18 protein-coding genes and 1 pseudogene are annotated in these 17614 nt (G+C 39.4%); 8 read left to right on the forward strand and 11 right to left on the reverse strand.

The annotated features are described in order from the left end of the window. Position 1 precedes the first annotated feature (1 nt). Genes MRT15_RS01765 through MRT15_RS01785 form a run of 5 tightly spaced genes read left to right on the forward strand, consistent with a single transcriptional unit; the run spans position 2 to position 3684 of the window. Positions 2–1000, forward strand: a complete 999-nt coding sequence (locus MRT15_RS01765; protein ID WP_304327338.1) for an ATP-binding cassette domain-containing protein — start codon at positions 2–4, stop codon at positions 998–1000. Position 1001: 1 nt separating this feature from the next. Then, the gene (locus MRT15_RS01770; RefSeq protein WP_304327340.1) at positions 1002–1766 is read left to right on the forward strand and encodes an ABC transporter permease; all 765 of its coding nucleotides are present in this window, start codon (positions 1002–1004) and stop codon (positions 1764–1766) included. A 51-nt stretch (positions 1767–1817) separates the two neighbouring features. Further along, positions 1818–2075: a hypothetical protein gene (locus MRT15_RS01775; RefSeq protein WP_304327342.1), complete on the forward strand. Its 258-nt coding sequence runs from the start codon at positions 1818–1820 to the stop codon at positions 2073–2075. Next, a complete protein-coding gene (locus MRT15_RS01780) occupies positions 2072–2653 on the forward strand; it encodes a lysine exporter LysO family protein (protein WP_304327344.1) in 582 nt (193 codons plus the stop codon). Before MRT15_RS01775 ends, MRT15_RS01780 begins: the two co-directional genes overlap by 4 nt. 50 nt (positions 2654–2703) lie before the next feature. Further along, positions 2704–3684, forward strand: a complete 981-nt coding sequence (locus MRT15_RS01785) for an ornithine cyclodeaminase family protein (RefSeq protein ID WP_304327346.1) — start codon at positions 2704–2706, stop codon at positions 3682–3684. A 36-nt stretch (positions 3685–3720) separates the two neighbouring features. Here MRT15_RS01785 and MRT15_RS01790 read toward each other — a convergent pair whose 3' ends face one another. From MRT15_RS01790 to MRT15_RS01830, 9 genes are all read right to left on the reverse strand, one after another. Beyond that, complete coding sequence (locus MRT15_RS01790; RefSeq protein ID WP_304327349.1) at positions 3721–4572, reverse strand: M55 family metallopeptidase; 852 nt, start codon at positions 4570–4572, stop codon at positions 3721–3723. Positions 4573–4641: 69 nt separating this feature from the next. Further along, positions 4642–4809: a hypothetical protein gene (locus tag MRT15_RS01795; RefSeq protein ID WP_304327351.1), complete on the reverse strand. Its 168-nt coding sequence runs from the start codon at positions 4807–4809 to the stop codon at positions 4642–4644. A gap of 89 nt (positions 4810–4898) precedes the next feature. Next, complete coding sequence (locus tag MRT15_RS01800; RefSeq protein ID WP_304327353.1) at positions 4899–5849, reverse strand: fumarylacetoacetate hydrolase family protein; 951 nt, start codon at positions 5847–5849, stop codon at positions 4899–4901. A 28-nt stretch (positions 5850–5877) separates the two neighbouring features. After that, on the reverse strand, positions 5878–7035 hold the full coding sequence (locus tag MRT15_RS01805; RefSeq protein ID WP_304327355.1) for an MFS transporter: 1158 nt from the start codon (positions 7033–7035) through the stop codon (positions 5878–5880). Between the two features lie 64 nt (positions 7036–7099). Continuing rightward, entirely contained in the window at positions 7100–8047 is a 948-nt protein-coding gene (locus MRT15_RS01810; protein ID WP_304327357.1) for a hypothetical protein, read from the reverse strand. A gap of 3 nt (positions 8048–8050) precedes the next feature. Further along, a complete protein-coding gene (locus MRT15_RS01815) occupies positions 8051–9022 on the reverse strand; it encodes a hypothetical protein (RefSeq protein WP_304327359.1) in 972 nt (323 codons plus the stop codon). Positions 9023–9051: 29 nt separating this feature from the next. Then, entirely contained in the window at positions 9052–10086 is a 1035-nt protein-coding gene (locus MRT15_RS01820) for an SPFH domain-containing protein (RefSeq protein ID WP_304327360.1), read from the reverse strand. Further along, a complete protein-coding gene (locus MRT15_RS01825) occupies positions 10087–10584 on the reverse strand; it encodes a hypothetical protein (RefSeq protein ID WP_304327362.1) in 498 nt (165 codons plus the stop codon). It abuts the gene before it with no gap. Between the two features lie 58 nt (positions 10585–10642). After that, positions 10643–10864: a MoaD/ThiS family protein gene (locus MRT15_RS01830; RefSeq protein ID WP_304327364.1), complete on the reverse strand. Its 222-nt coding sequence runs from the start codon at positions 10862–10864 to the stop codon at positions 10643–10645. Between the two features lie 101 nt (positions 10865–10965). On the opposite strand from MRT15_RS01830, the gene MRT15_RS01835 reads away from it, so the two are divergent. Then, positions 10966–12264: a CapA family protein gene (locus tag MRT15_RS01835; protein ID WP_304327366.1), complete on the forward strand. Its 1299-nt coding sequence runs from the start codon at positions 10966–10968 to the stop codon at positions 12262–12264. On the opposite strand, the gene MRT15_RS01840 is transcribed toward MRT15_RS01835, so the two are convergent. Both MRT15_RS01840 and MRT15_RS01845 read right to left on the reverse strand, forming a co-directional pair. Then, on the reverse strand, positions 12259–13587 hold the full coding sequence (locus MRT15_RS01840; protein ID WP_304327368.1) for an NAD(P)/FAD-dependent oxidoreductase: 1329 nt from the start codon (positions 13585–13587) through the stop codon (positions 12259–12261). The genes MRT15_RS01835 and MRT15_RS01840 overlap by 6 nt on opposite strands. A gap of 61 nt (positions 13588–13648) precedes the next feature. After that, positions 13649–15163, reverse strand: a complete 1515-nt coding sequence (locus MRT15_RS01845) for a DASS family sodium-coupled anion symporter (RefSeq protein WP_304327370.1) — start codon at positions 15161–15163, stop codon at positions 13649–13651. A 236-nt stretch (positions 15164–15399) separates the two neighbouring features. On the opposite strand from MRT15_RS01845, the gene MRT15_RS01850 reads away from it, so the two are divergent. Both MRT15_RS01850 and MRT15_RS01855 read left to right on the forward strand, forming a co-directional pair. After that, positions 15400–16845: a TldD/PmbA family protein gene (locus MRT15_RS01850; RefSeq protein ID WP_304327372.1), complete on the forward strand. Its 1446-nt coding sequence runs from the start codon at positions 15400–15402 to the stop codon at positions 16843–16845. Beyond that, positions 16842–17614 (forward strand): annotated as a pseudogene (locus tag MRT15_RS01855) (hypothetical protein); the annotation flags it as partial. The gene MRT15_RS01850 and the pseudogene MRT15_RS01855, both read left to right, overlap by 4 nt.

Below are 17614 nucleotides of genomic sequence, written 5' to 3' on the forward strand. Positions count from 1 at the left end.
AATGGATTATGCTGTGAGCACCCATGATTTAACGAAGGTTTATGAAGGTAAAGTTAAAGCTTTGAATGGCGTCAACTTGAAGGTTGAGCCAGGCAAGATTTTTGCACTCTTAGGGCCAAATGGAGCTGGTAAGACAACTTTAATGAGAATTTTGACAACCCAAATTAAACCAACATCAGGTGAAGCATATGTTTTCGGGCTAAATGTCGTTCGCGATGGCGCTAAAATTAGACAACTCATTGGCTACGTTCCACAGGAAATGAGCGTTTGGACAGATATAAGTGGATATGAAAATCTACTCATATACGCTAAGATTTATGGCATTCCACCAAGCAAGAGGAATGAACTCATATGGAGTGTTTTGGAGGAGATGGGTTTAAAGGAGTATGCCAACAACCTTGTAAGGACATATTCCGGTGGAATGATTAGGAGACTTGAATGCGCATGCGCCCTACTAATCAAACCAAAAATTCTATTCCTAGATGAACCAACAATAGGCTTAGATCCATCAGCTAGGAAAGCTGTATGGGAGAAGTTGACGGCATTCAAGAGGGAATATAATGCAACAATCTTCTTCAACACACATTACATGGATGAAGCAGACCTATATGCAGATGAAATAGCAATAATTAATGGGGGGAGAATAGTGGCCTCAGGAACCTCTGAGAGCCTTAAACATACCCTTGGAGGGGAGATAATTTCCCTTGAAGTGGAAAATTCAGAATACAGCTTAAAAGCCCTAGAAACACTTAAGATGAATAACGTCATCAGCGATGTAATCGTAAGCGAGAGTGAAGTGAACATATTAACTCAAGATGCCGAATCCTCCCTACCTAAAATCATGGAAGCTCTTAGAATCAACAAAGTTCTAGTTAAGAGAGTTTCCATAAATAAGCCAACATTAGACGATGTCTTCTTAAAATATGCTGGTACCAGAATTGAAACTGCTGAGAGGATTAGCAATGTTAGACAGATGAGGAGGATGATTAGGAGGGGGTAGTATGAACGGCTTTGCAAGAAATTTGCTTGCAATGATTGAACTTGAAATGAGGAGGATAAAGCATGATAGGACAGAGCTTTACTCCAGAGCTGTTCAACCAATACTATGGATAGTTGTATACGGCCCAATAATGGGGAGTGTTAGAGCAATACCAACAGGAGGAATACCATACACTGATTACATAACCCCAGGCGTATTAATTCAGTCAACAACATTCATATCAATATTCTACGGCTTAACAATAGTTTGGGAGAGGGAATCTGGAATACTGAAGAAGCTCCTCGTAGCCCCAGCCTCAAGATACTCCATAGTCATGGGGAGAGCACTGGCATCAGGTATTAGGGCAATATTCCAAGCTCTAATAATAATCCCAGTAGCTTTACTTATAGGTGTGAGATTCATACCTAACATACTAAACTTCACAATGGCTTTCGCAGTGATATTCATAGCTTCAGGAGGATTCGCAGCAATATCAATTCTCATAGCATCATTCATGAAGACTAGAGAACGGTTTATGGGCATAGGGCAAGCAATAACAATGCCACTATTCTTCGCAAGCAACGCCCTATATCCAGTCTCAATGATGCCGCAAATCATGCAATGGATTGCACACTTCAATCCAATGAGCTACGTGGTAGATGCTGTAAGATCACTAATGATCACTGGGAATCTAGCAAACTTACCAATAGATCTAGCAGCAATAGCACTATTCGATACAGTAATGTTCATCATAGCCTCAATAAACTTCAGCAGAATAATAGAGTAATAACTTACCAAAAGTTGCAATATTCCACGCCTCTTAAGGAGGATGTGGTGAATGATTGAAATATATGTGGCCATAATACTAGGAATAACAGTAGGGTACATGTTAGGTAAAATGAAAATTAAAAGGAAGAATATACTTGATAAAATAACAACTGCATCAATATTGCTACTAATATTCGTGATAGGGGTTGGGATAGGATTAGAATTACATTCCATAAGCATTGAAACACTAAAAATCATAATGATTATAACTGCATTAAACATAGTAATCCCAGTATTAATTGAAGCATTAATGAAGATGAGGATATGAAGGCAACATACACCCTTACAGCCTTAATCATTGGAATATTGGCGGGGGCAATGATAAGAGGGGCAAATATTATCATGCAATTCCTAGACATATTATTATTCGCATTAATATTGCAAGTGGGAATTGATGTGGGTTTGGAGTATGAGAATTTAAGGAAATCCATAGAAACTCTGAGGAATCAGCTTTACCTACCAATAATAACCATAACTGCATCCGTAGTAGCCGGAATTATTGGAGCAGTAATACTCAACATGGATTACAGGTTGGCATTAGCAATATCATTGGGGATGGGATGGTACAGCTTCACAGGAGCATATGTAACGGCAAAGGTAAACCCATACTATGGGGCAATAGCATTCATAGCGAACATGCTTAGGGAAACAGCCACAATGATAATAACACCAATACTACCAAAAAGGATGAGGAGAGCTGGAATAATTATTGGTGGAGCCACAACAATGGATACAACACTACCAATAATAACAAAAAGTCTAGGCGAAGAAAACATAATGATATCATTATATCATGGACTCGTGATAACAATCATAATACCATTAATCCTATCCATAATCATATGAAACATTTAATAAGCCAATAAAGACAATATAACATTAATTGGTGAATACTCGTGGTTCTAATAATAAGTAGAGAGGATATTGAGAAAATATTGACAATGGAGGAAACCATAAATGAAGTGGAAAAGGCATTCAAAAATCTCTCACTTGGAAAAGTTATAATGCCAATTAGAAGCAACATACCACTAAAGAAGTATAGTGGAATAATATACTACATGCCAGCATATATAGAGGAGAATGATGCATTAGCAGTAAAAGTGGTTTCAGTACACCCAGAAAACTACAAATACAATCTACCAACAACACAAGCCACAATACTATTAAATGAAGCAAAAACTGGGAGGCTACTGGCAATAATGGAGGGGGGATACATAACGGCCATGAGAACTGGAGCTGCAAGTGGAGTTGCAACAAAATACCTAGCCAAAAGGAATGCAAAGACTGCAGGGATATTTGGAGCTGGAATACAAGCAAGAACACAATTATGGGCATTAACGAAGGTTAGAGATTTAGAGAAGGCATACGTATACGACGTGAAAAGGGACGTCATGGAGAAATATGCAGAGGAAATGTCAAGGAAGCTTGGAATAGACATAAAACCAGTCACAGACCCAAAGAAGCTTGTTGAGGAAAGTGAAATAATATGCACAGCCACAACATCAAAAACACCAGTATTCAATGGGGAGTGGCTTATAGAGGGTACACATATCAATGGAATTGGAGCTCACACACCAGATGCAAGGGAACTGGATACAATCACCATAAAGAGGAGCAAAGTAGTGGTAGACTCATATGAAGCATGCTTAAAAGAGGCAGGGGAATTGATAATACCAATAAATGAGGGGGAGATAACAAAGGACAAAATATATGCAGAGCTAGGGGAGATCGTGGCTGGAATAAAGAGTGGAAGAGTAAACGATAAAGAGATAACACTATTCAAATCAGTGGGATTGGCAATACAAGATGCAGCAACAGCATTAAAAGTTTATGAAAAAGCATTGGAAAACAAAATTGGAAGAGAAGTAAAACTTTAAAAAATAATTTATTTTTTAAAGTTTCAAAACCTAAGATCAGCCAGCATCCCTTTGAAGAATATTTGCCACAGCAGAACCAGCCAATATTAAAAGTTCAAAGAACTTGTATGCTGAAGCCATACTATCACATGAAAACTTAACAGTTAAACCATCAACCCTCTTAACATTTGGAGCTAGGGAAGCAACATCAGCAAAATGACTGGCAATAAATGTGATTTCAAAATCCACTGGAAGATTCACTTTTAAAGGCTTAACAGCACCATTCTTAAACTTCTCAACAGAACGCTTAACAGCAGACCTCAATTCACCCTCAATTCTTGACATACTCTGACTCTTAGCAGAAACACGGCTTAATGAATGCTTAAGAATGACTGGTTCAATCCATGGTGCAAACCTCTTCACATCATCATCAATCAACTTAGCCTCCCCAGCCACAAGTATAACTGGAACATTAAATTCGCCTAGAACATATGCATTCAATAGGAATTCGCTGGCAGGTACACCGTTAACCTTAACCTCCCTAATAGTTCCACCACTATACGTGTGATCGAAGGTTGATAAGGGAGTCCCATACTTTGCATGATAACCAAGAAACAAAGCAGCATCACAACCCTCAAAACCTGCAATCATACTTAAAGGTCTTGGAAACCCCCTAACAATCTCAACGTATTCTGGAATGCTTTCAACATTCAAGTTAACCATAGGCCCATGACTATCAGCCACAACCACACCACTAAACCCACACCTGTAAAGCTCTTCACAAACAATATTCGTAATCTTTGTGGCTATATCCCTAGCCTCCTTATATAATGTACCTCTAAGGTTAAGTTGAGCTGGCGTAACTATATATGGCATACCCTCCAAATCCACAGAAACGAATGCCTTCAAGAAATCACCAAAAAATGTGTATTATATGGTGTGTATTTAACGCTTACCCATTAAAGGGATCGAAGCCCCCTACTTTGGCTCAAACATTGAGCAGTTGTGGCTGTCCCTCCCTATCTTCATAAACTTCCATTTACCACCGAAATTCCCCTTATTGCACTTCACGAATACGTTGTTCGGCGAAAGTTCACTGCGATTTACCTCTGCATATTTACAGTTTAGACATGCGATTTCAGGCATTGAAACACCTAGATACTAATAATAGAGCATACTCCATATTTAAGCTTTACCATAAAAATTATATACACAATGATGTTAATGAAGCTTTGTTATTTGTTTAATTTTCTAACTTTATTAATAATTCTTCCAATACCATCAATACAAACTTCAACCACATCACCATCCCTGAGGAATACTGGTGGATTCCTCCTAAAGCCCACACCACTAGGCGTACCAGTCAATATAACGTCACCAGGCATTAGAGTCATATCTTGAGATAGATGGCTAATCAAATCTTCAACTCCAAATATCATATCATCAACCAGTGAATTCTGCATTAAAGTTCCATTCAAAATGGTTTTAATCCTAAACTTACGCCAATCATCCACATAATCCTTCAACAATATCCCTGGACCCATGGGGCAGAAGGTGTCTAGGGATTTACTTCTAAAGAAGTGTAGTGAACCACCAGCAAACTCCAAATCCCTAGCAGTAACATCATTAGCCACCATGAAACCTAAAACATAATTTAAAGCTTCACCCTTCGACACATACTTACACTTAGCACCAATAACCACTGCAAGTTCACCCTCAAAATCCACTTGATTGGAGACTTTTGGTAGGATTATGTCATCATATGGGCCTATTATGGATGTTATAGCCTTACTGAATACGATGGGTTCACTTGGAATTTTACCACCAGTCTCTTCAACATGACTCCTATAATTCAATCCAATACCAATAAGCTTTCCAGGTTTAGGCACAGGGGCATAAAATCTGACTTCACTCAACCTATATGAAACCCCCTCAACATCAATGAATCTATTCAAATCCTCAACAATCTTACGCAATAGGGGAATTATTATGGGACCTCTACTAATCAAAGTCATAATGTTTCTAGGCATAACCTTGTAACTTCTACGCTTAGCCACATCGTAGCTTAACCCTTCATCCATCAAAATCCTCTGATAAACTGAATTCAAATCAATAATTACATCATTAACTAAAATGCCTGAAGAGGGTTTTCTACGATTCAATGGAGTGAAATATATTAAGAGCATATATGCCACCAAAACAAGTATATGCAAATTACATATAACGCTTTTCCACTAAAAGTTTTGAATACTTAGCATACATGATAATTACGGTTAAAAGGGATAGCATCGTCAATACGGTGAGGAAAACATATGCAACTTCCAAACCATAAACCCCAGCCAAAAATCCAGTTAAAGATGAAGAAACAGATCCTAGGGAGAAGTTTATGCAGAAGAATAATCCATAAACATATCCAGTTAACGATGAATCCACAAGCTCACTTTGAATCTTCGTCGATGGGGGTTGATGAGCATAAAAGGAGAAACCATAGAGGATCACTCCAAACAAACTCATGTAAATACTCCATCGACCGAAAACTATGAAAACTAAGCTTATGGGGACAAGTGTGAAGCTTAAAAATAAAGCTTTCAAAGAACCTTTAGCGTCGGCGAAGAAGCCACCGAAAATTTGCCCAAAAACCCCAGTGAGCAATAATAGTGACATGGCCATTGCAGCATAAAACTGATCAAACCCCCTTGAAATAAGTAATGATGGTAAGAACAATTCAAAACCACGGGAAAACAATCCAATAAAAATGGAAAATAGGATTATCCACTTAACCCTACTATAAGGAAACTTAATCTTCAAACCCTCAGCTTCTATGCGAATAGGCTTAGATTCACCAGTGATGAAGGCAATGGATAAAAGCATTGATAGAAAACCCAAAAGTATAAGTGAAGTTCTCCAATCAAATATTTGCGATATGGCTATGGAGAACATTGGAACAACAACGGAACCCAAACTTCCACCAAGACCGTGCAATCCCATAACCCTACCAACACTACCATAATAATCTTCTGAAATCAACTTGTTGGCTATGGGATGATATATACTTGCAAAAAATGAATTAAGGGCTAGGGAGAATGTGAAAACATAAACATTCACATATATAAGTAGTGGAACTAGTGATAGCCCAGAGAAAAGTAGACTGAGGAAAACTAATCTCCTACTGGAAAACCGCCTAGATAAGGGGCCAGCAAATATGGATCCAAAACCATAGAGGAAGTATGCCAATGAAGTTACATAACCCATATCATAAATACTTATATGGAGGGAGTTGGCTATCTGTGGAAGTAGAACTGGTATAGCCAATAGGAAGCTATGATTAATGGCGTGAGCTAAACCGAGGAAAACTATGCTGGAAACCCGCATAAAAACCACTTAAATCAATTGAGGAATTGAGGATAACATTCTACTAATAAGCGTTGCCATCACGTTAAATTGGTATTCTGCCAATGAACTTTATGGCTTCAAGTATCTCCTTACCTAAACTGGCCTCCCTCTCATAAGTTCCAAAAACCTTCAAAGTGTATGTTTGAACTTTATATGCACCCTTCATGAATAGTGGAATTGCCCCAGCAAATGCTGGCGGAACCCCTCCAATCAAACCAATCAATGGAGCTGACAACGCTAAACCCGAAATTAACCCAATAACAGCGCCAGCAAGTATAAGTCCAGCACCTAGAGACATTGATAAAGTCCTATGCATAGTTGAAACAAGGTATTGACCATAAAGAACTTCACCATTAACTGCATCCACAAACCCATTAAACTGATAATTCAGATAATTGTATTTGAATTCCCATATAGGGTAATGAACAAGACCCTCACATCTACTATCAATCTTAGCCTCCAACCCCCTACCAGCAAGATCAAGCTCCCTAGAAAACCTATTATAGACTCTCGCCCTAGCAATCTTCTCCAGATCATCAATGGAAACTGTGGGTGAATAGAACTTTGCATCCTTAATTATTTGAGGCTTGAAATATATTTTACCCCTAACTGGGAAACTATACCCTTGAGGTATGGGTACTGGAAGCATCTTCAATGCCGGCAAAGCCACATAACCAACTTCAAGAACTTCAGGACCCCCCTTAGACTTACACTCAACATAAAATACGTAAAGTGGGATATAATGTAAAACTCTACCCACAAGATTAATTTGATCACTAAACCCCCTTGGAACACCAAACTGCCTTGATAAAATGGATTTCAATCTACCATAAGCAGCTTGATCATCATAAACTGCTGGATAGAAGTAATGCTCAAAATCAAGTTTCCCAACCTTAATGTTAACGGTTAACCCACAATATGGACATGTAACTATACTTACACCCTCAGGAACATCAAAACTTCCACCACAATTACTACAAGTATAATTCAATTCTCAACCACCCTCAACTCTAACATCCTCAACTATCTTCCCACCAAAAAACCAACTTACAGCACATCCAGCAGCCAAACTGAATAAACTATAAATTGGATTTAACCCTCCAGCAAATGTGAAAGCTAAACCCAAAGCTGAAATTAAGCATCCAGATACAGCCCCAAGCATATAGCTAACCCTATGATAAACCATGACAGGCTCCTGTGCTAATAGTAGATGGCAATCCCAACCAGCATATGCCACCCTATACTGTGCTTCACCATAACTATAAATAATGTACCAGTATGGGAGCAACGTCAGCTTAGACTTCTCAACAATCTTAGTGTTACAAACAAACTTCGTCAACTCATCAACTTTAGATGAAACCCTCCTAAGCATTATATCCCCAGCATCATCCCTAGCAATCACCGAAGCCTCCTCAACTCCAATCTCAGACCTCAAGAAGGTCATTTTAAGATTCTTTAAATCCTTCAAATTACCAATTGGAATGCTTTGGGGATTACTGTAATTGTAGTGTGATGTAAGCTCCTTTAATGAGAAGTCCTCAGCACTACGCCTAGCCAAAACAGGTATCTTTAATATGGTGGAAAAGCTTTCTGAAATACGCCTCCTCCTAGTCTTAACTTGAGTCCTCCTACCCGTAGTCTCCACAACCCTCTCAATCTTCCACCCCTCATAGAAACCCTCAACCTTAATGGAGAAGAAGTAGAATGGTATATAAACCCCCTTAACTTCAACAATCCGAATTTTATCTGCAATACGTTTCAAATCGAAATCTTCAGAAACCCTAGTTAGGAAGCTTTTAACAACATCATCTCTACCCACAGATGGAACTACCAATATATCTTCAGTGGAATCCACAAACCAGTTGGGAGTACCACAATAACTGCAAACAACCATTATGGTTTCAGGGGTGACGTCAAGCTTACCACCACAATTCCTACACTTAAACTCCTGAACCACCGTGGACATTCAATTGACCCCTCGAGGAAAAGGGTTCTCTACTTCAACTCTTCCCCACAAACTGGACAAAACCTGGCTTCCTCAGTACATATATGTTGCTTTGAACACCATTTAACCTTCCTACCACAGTATGGGCAGAAATTAGCTCCAATGGGAACTTGTTTACCACAATATGGGCATATGGCGAAGGATGGAGTGGCTACAGGGGCTGCAGGTTGAGTGGCAACTGTAGGCGCAGTTGTGGGCTGAGTGGGTGGAGGAGGCTGCATCAATGGTGGAACTATAACCATCCCAGTTCCAATGGCTGCACCAGGACTTTTACCAAGCTCCTTAGCAACCTCCTTAACAGTCTCCATTTGTAGAACATATCCAGTTTGCACTCCACCACGCATCATCCAGAATAATCTGTCACGCCAAGGCCCCTCAGTATCCACACCCTCAAAAACCACCTTTTCAAGGGATACCCCTATATCTTTGAAGTCTTTCCTTAAAAGCATGGTTACACGCTCAGTAACTTCAGCTTGCTTCATATAAACATCTTGAATACTAGTGGAACTCAAGTAAGCCATAATCTTCTCATTAAAGTACCCTCTCAAATACTCATTCAATTCATCTGTGGTGAAAACCGATTGGGGCCCAACAACTTTATTTACGAAGAGGCTTGGATCCTCAATCCTAAAGTAGAAGCTTCCATGGAATAATAGTGGTGCCAATTCAATTGTTTGAGTTCTACCACCAAACTTACCCTGAAACCTCCTCAGGGAAACATATATTATCATGCATCGGAAAATGTTCTCTCCATAAAGCCCCTCTACAAGCCCACTTAGAAATGGGACATTCTGTGTATCTAGAACATGCCTCCCAGCTCCAAGTAAACCATAAAGTTTACCATCACGATAAAATAATGCATTCTCAAACTCCTTCACAATGACAACGCTACCCCAAGGTATAACCTCATCTGGATATTTCCACACAATCTCAGTATCAGATGGATTAACCCATTCAATTAGCTTAGGCTTCAATCCAGTAGCTCTAGCAGCCTTCCCCAAACCTTTACCAAATATGTTCGCCAACTACCCCACCCCCCTTAAAACCTTAATCCTTCTACCCATAATGTCATCCACCTTGGATAAATATTCGCCTATCTTATTTAGCAATTCAACCTTAACAGTTGAAACTGATGCAGCTTCCTTAACACTCTTAGACAAATTTAAAATTTCATTAACAATGGATACAAGCTCCTCATCTAAACGCTTCATCTCCTCAAGATTTGGCAGATCAACCTTAACTATATTGTAATGTGGAGCATAACCAGACTCAGCAAACCTCAACTTATCCGAAGCCAATCTAACATTAGAAGCTAAAGTATTAATCTTCTTAGCCAATGTGAAATCATATTCACTCATAATTGATGCAGCCTCCTCCAAATAGTTTTTAGCATCCGTAAGGAGCTTAACAAGATAACCCCTCAAAAGCCTATCATCCTCACGTACAAGCTCCCTCTTCTTATAACCACTAAACCCAGGAAGAATTAGCTCCAACTTTTCAAGCCAAGTAAACCTCTTAGACAAAAACTACACCAAATATAGTGGTGTATGGAGAGTAGAAAAACTTTTGTATAGTTGGAAGCTATCCTCCACCTATTATTGGCATTAAGGTTATCGTATCATCATCATCCACAATGGAGTCGAGGTTTCCAGGGGAATTATTAACTAAAATTATAATTCTACTCTGAGCTTCAAGTGGAATGTCAAGTATCTCCCTAATCCTCCTCGGGGAATCCAATTTAACCTCAACAACACTCCCCCCAACATACTTCGTGAGGAAACCTAAAGCCACAATCTTAACCATACACACAACCCCAATAATACATTTACTCAACCAATTTAAAGGTATATTTCGAGTATGAAAAGAGCTATAAAGAGAATTTAAATAAATAAATGCGATGAGTAATGCAATCAAATGGTAAACGTTTAAGCATAGCATTAACTGGAGACTCATTCATAGCCACAAGAATCTCAACATTCACAGAAACACTATTCCTAAAACTAGTGGAGATAATAAGGTCTGCAGATGTGAGATTCACAAACTGTGAAGTTTTAATAAATGATTTCAAAGGATATCCAGCAGTTCAAAGTGGTGGAACGTATGCTGGCAATGAAAGTTATATTGCAGATGAATTGAAGTGGATGGGATTCAACATTGTTAGTAGAGCAAACAATCATGCCATGGATTATAGGGAGATAGGCTTAATTGAAACATCAAAAAACCTAGATAGAGTAGGCATCGTACATGCAGGTGTAGGGATGAATCTTGGAGAAGCTAGGGAACCAAAATACCTTGAAACATCAAAGGGGAGAGTTGCATTAATATCGGCAGCCACATCATTCCCAACAGAAGCCAGAGCAGGTGAAGCTAGACCAGATATGCAAGGTAGACCTGGACTAAACCCCCTCCGATACACAATAACCATAGAGGTCACTGAGGAAATCTTCAAAAACCTAGTGATCATTGCAAAGATGATGGGAATAGAAGTTAAAGAGGATGCAGAGGAAATTAGGATTCTTGGACAGAAATTCAAGAAGTCAACTAAAATTGAAGTGAAATATGAGGTTAATAAGAGGGATTTGGAGGGGAATATTAAGGCTATTAGAAATGCAAGGAGGATGGCTGATTACGTACTATTCTCCCTACATGACCATGAGAGGGGTAAAAGCATATTCGAACCACAACAATTCGTAGAGGATTTCGCTAGGAAATGCATAGATGAAGGTGTCGATGTATTCATTGGACATGGACCACACGTGTTAAGGGGGATAGAAATCTACAAGAAGAAACCAATATTCTACAGTCTAGGAAACTTCATATTCCAAAACGATCTAATAAGAAAGCAGCCAGCAGACCTATATGAAAGATATGGATTAAATTGGGATTCAACACCAGCAGACCTATATGATGCTAGAGAGAAGGGGAGTCCGGAAACAGCATTCATGGGATTCAAATGGTTCACAGATAAGGAAGAGTATTGGGAGAGTATATTGGCATATATAACATTCAATGATGGAAATTTAGAGGAAATTAAGTTATACCCAGTGGACCTATGTAGAGAGAGGAATAGAGCTAATAGGGGGAGACCAATACTTGCCACAGGAGCAAAGGCTAACAAGATACTGGAGACTGTGGCTAAACTATCTGAAAAGTACAATACAAAAATAACAATAAAGAATGGTGTGGGATTCGTGGAGCTATGAAATATGCTCCATAAATTCACATATCAATTTTTCCACACGATCCCTCCAAGCAGGGAACCCTTTCGGATCTCTGGGATACTCCCCATATAAAGCTTTAATTTTACCCATATAATCCACGACGACCTTCAACTTATACAATAGGGATGGCCTTGAAATAAGCTTTAAAGCTCTACCAACCTTACCCACAACACCCAAATTCAATTCACCAACCCTCCCAACCCTATCAACATCATCACCAGAAATTACATTATGTTTAAATGCGAAATTTAAATCATCATCTGAAAGCTTCTGCAGAAACATTCTAAACAAATCCAGTGATGACTGCTTCAAACCATAATCCGAAATATACCTCAAACAGTAACTCCACAAATTATCCATGGATGGTGAACCATGCTCCAAAGCTTCTAAAATTACTTCAGCAGCATGCTTTGCACTGATAAGTGAAGGTCCTATCCCACCACCATGAATTGGATTACATGCAGCAAGGGCATCCCCCACAGCTAAAACACCATTGCCCACAGGGCAGTATATAGGTCTCCTAGTTGGAACAATACCACCACCAGAATCAATAACCCTTGCACCCTTAAATTCAGGTCTAGAAGCTATGAAGCGCATATAATTAACCCTTGGATTTGGAGCATTCATGGTGGGTTGAACACCTAAACCAACATTAACCACATTACTCCTCTTCGGGAAAAGCCACCAATAACCTCCAGGGGCAATCCTCTTAGATAGATAGATCATGGCATACTTGGTGTCGAAATCAACCTTAGTTTCAACGATCTCACGATAACAGATATTGGTGTCTTCACCCCTAATCTTCTCACTAATCCACCAATCAGATGGAAGTCTACTCCTAACTATTGATGAGAAGCCTGAAGCATCTATCACCACACTGGATTTAATTTGAACCGTATGACCTTCACGATCCACCCCCTCAACCCCAACCACAAATCCACCTTCAACCAATGGTTTTGAAACATGGAAGGATGGGAATAAATCCACACCCACATCCAAAGCCATATTCAAAAGCCTCCTACCAAAAGCCTTCCTATTAACGCCAAACCCCTCACCTGGAACAATTATCGAGTGCTCCTCATCAGGAGAATATATCTTAACACCACTGAAAATACAATCCAACTCCTCCCCAGAAGGGTAACTTAAACTTAAATTGTCGAAATGATGCTTTCCAATGGCATCACCACAAACCTTATACCCAATATCATTAAACCCCTTCCTCTCAAGTAATGCAACCTTCAATCCACCCTTACCGAGAATGTATGAAGCATAGCAACCTGCAGTTCCAGCTCCAACCACAATCACATCATATGCACCCATTGACAATTCGCCGAAAAGTAATATTATTGGAATAGTAAATAAGCTTTTAAGCTAAACCCTTCAAAGCCAACATCATATTCACAAGGTAAGGCTCCAAAATTATCAAGATAATAAGCCTAACTATATCTGATATCATTCCAACCTTAAACATACTCCACAACCTAACATAACCAGAACCATAAACTATCGCCATTGGAGGCGTCGTGCTTGGTAGAGCACTTGAAATGGAAGCGGCAAGAGCAGCTGACAAAACAGCGGGTATTGGACTAACACCAACACTTTGAGCTATAGTTGCCGCTAAGGGGCATGCTATAAGTGCAGCTGCAGTGTTGGAGGCAGGGTAAGTGATTAGGAATGATAGTATTGCACTTAAAGCTGAAACACCCCAAACACTCCTAGCCCACTCAAACTGTGAACTGGACATTATCAATGCCATCCACTCAGAGAATCCACTACCAGTTAAGGCTTTACTCATGGCAATCCCACCACCAAAGAGGAATATCACATTCCAATCAACACCAGTTTCAAAATCATCCCAAGTGAGTAGGGGTCTACCATTAACCCTCAATAAACATAGCAAGAATACTGCCAATATTGATGGAAGAGCTTCTGGAAGAGCATTCTTAATTAATCCAGCAACATAACCGTATTGTGGATAAAAGTTTGATATTATCATTAAGATTCCTGGTGTAAGCCAAAGAGATAACGTTATTAGGAATACCAGTAAAACCATCTTCTCCCCAGTGGACATGGGACCTAGCGATTTAACTTTATCCTCAATGGAAGCTCTACTCAAATTTATTTCAGAAACCTCAATTCCAATCAACTTGAAGGTTAAAATCCAACTTACAATTAAACCAATAAAAGCTTGAATACTACCAACAATAAACCAATCGAGGAATGTTATAGTTACATTTGGACAACAAGATTCAATAACCTTCTTAGCCACAAGGTTTGGTGGAGTACTTATTAGGAATAGCATTGCACCAGCAGTGGATGCTTGAGCAAGGGATAGCATGGTGGCTTCAGCGAAGAAGCTCCCCTTCATAAAACCTATGGAAGATAAGTATGCCATAGCTATCGGATAAACTATTGTGGTAGATGCAGTGATGGAGCCAGTAATGGTCAATATGAATGCTGGGAGACAGGCTATAAAGAATGCTGCAAACATCGGGTTACTACCCCTATAAATTGTGGATAAATTGAATGCAATCCTCTTATTCAAACCCCAAATTTGGAAGGCATTAGCTATGGCAAAACCACCTATAAAGACCCATATTATTGGATCCATGAATGATGTAAGTGAATCCTGCCATGAAATAAAACCAAGAGTGGAGAAGATTATTGGAGCCAATAGAGCAGTTACACCCAATGGAACAACTTCAAAAACCCACCAAGATGCAATCCATATCATCACAGCCAAAGCCACTTGAGGTGCATTAGGGATAGGTGCATGAACAATTCCAGCAGCCTCAGAAACCATTGGGAGAGGTGGAAGTATGATTGAAACTATGAATAGGATTGGCCCTAAAAGGAATTTAACAACGTTCTTAAACGACAAGCCACATCGCCCAACCCGAGAAATAACCCCTCCAAATTGGTGAAAACAATCAAGGGTATAAATTAATTTTCATATACAAACATGCAATTATAGTTTTACATAATAAAAAAATTCATTAAAGTTGAATACAATGTAATCGGCAAAAACATCTTCACCAACAAGGAACAAATTTCCAATGGTTAAATTTATTTACTATTCACAACATAAATTCAATAATACATTATTTAAGGTGAATCATGATGGAAGATGTAATACAAAGAGCTCTGGACACGGCATTAAAAGGCGGTGCAACATACGCAGACATTAGAATTGTGGAAATAACCACAGAAAACATAGTTACAAGAAATGCTAAAGTGAGAAATCTAGTTGTTGGAAAAAGTAGGGGGATGGGTATTAGAGTACTGTACAAAGGTGCATGGGGATTCTCCAGCAACTATGAAGTCACACCAACGGAAGCTGAAAGAGTTGCTAAAGAGGCATTGAAGATAGCTAAAGCCAGTGCAATGGTTAAGAAGAAGGATGTTAAATTGGCTCCAGTTAAGCCTGTAAAAGACAGTTATAAAACGCCGTACCAGAAGGATCCATTCAAAGTTCCAATAGAGGAGAAGATAAAACTCCTAATTGAAAGCGATAAGGAGGCAATGGCCGTTGGGAAGGAGATAAGGGTTGCATCATCAACCATGCAAGCTAGAAGGGAGAATAAGATCTTTGCAAGCAGTGAGGGGGCATATATAATCCAAGAAATAACATGGTGCGGAGCATCACAAACAGCAGTGGCAATAGGGTATGGAGATATGCAAGATAGATCCTTTGATGGAAGAAACTACAATACTGGAGGATATGAAATAATAGAAGCAATAAACCTACCTGAAAGGGCAAGGGAAAGTGCTGTTGAAGCAATAAAACTTTTACAAGCCAAAAACTGCCCATCAATGATTACAGATGTCATAATAGGTGGAAGCCAACTTGCACTACAAATACATGAATCTTGCGGACACCCAACAGAATTGGATAGAGCTTTAGGGGCAGAAGCAGCATACGCTGGAACAAGCTTCCTAACCCCAGATAAACTTGGTAAATTCAGATATGGAAGCGATATAGTAAACTTGGTTGCAGATGCAACTGTACCAGGAGGGTTGGGGACCTTTGGATATGATGATGAGGGAGTCCCAGCACAGAGGGTATACCTAATAAAGAATGGGATATTCGTAAACTATCTAAGTGATAGGACTTCGGCCGGGGAACTTGGATTGGAAAGCACTGGAGCTGCAAGGGCATCAGGCTGGAATAGAATACCAATAGTGAGAATGACCAACATAAACTTGGAGCCTGGAGACTGGGACTTCGAAGAACTCGTAAGAGAAACAAAGCATGGCATATACATGGAAACCAATAGAAGCTGGAGCATAGATGACAAAAGGTTAAACTTCCAGTTCGGAACACAAATAGCATACATAATAGAGAATGGGGAGATGAAGGAGCTGGTTAAAAATGCCGTTTACACAGGGATAACATATGAGTTTTGGAGGAGTTGCGATGCAATATGCAATAAGAAGTATTGGAAGATGTATGGTACACCAAACTGTGGTAAAGGTCAACCTGGCCAAATGATGTATGTGGGGCATGGAACAGCCCCGGCAAGATTTAAGAATATAAGGGTGTTTGGAGGTGTTAGGACATGATTTTAGGTAAAGATGCATGCCTAGAAATAGCAAGTAAAGTTCTCAATGAAGCATTAAAAGCTGGTGCCACACAAGCAGAAGTAACATTGATAAACAGCACCAGCTACCTAACGAGATTCGCAAATTCCGTAATCCATCAAAACGTTGGAGAGAAAACGGTAAACATAATATTGAAAACTGTGATTGGTAAGAGGATTAGCAATGTAACTGCAAATGAAACAACCAATGAAGCTTTAGCCAACCTAGTACAAACAGGCATAAAACTTGCAAAGATATCTGAGGAAAACCCAGATTTTGTAAGTCTACCAGAACCAGAACCAATACCAAGAATAACAGGATTATATGTTAGGGAGACAGCGGAATGCACAGCAAAGAGGAGAGCTGAAATAGTTAAAGGAATAATAGACTCAGCACATTCACTATCAAGTAAAGTGGATTCAGTTTCAGGAGCATTAACCACAACAGCCAACGAATACTGCATAGTAAACTCACTTGGAATAAACGCATACACAAAACTAACAGCAGCAGATGTAAATGTAACCGTAATAGCTAAGGAGGGAGATTCAGAGGGATTTGGATATAGCGAAGACATATCCAGAAACGTGAAAAACATAAACCCAGAAGCCTTAGGGGTGGAAGCAGCGGAGAGAGCTGTAAAAAGCTTAAACCCAAAAACACTAGAACCAGGTGAATACGAAGTAATATTGGAACCATATGCGGTGCAAACAGCTCTAGCATACACAGCACAAGGATTCAGTGCAGAAGCCTA

Origin of the sequence: Candidatus Culexarchaeum yellowstonense, from assembly GCF_024707025.1 — an archaeon.
In the GTDB taxonomy this organism is placed as follows: domain Archaea; phylum Thermoproteota; class Methanomethylicia; order Culexarchaeales; family Culexarchaeaceae; genus Culexarchaeum.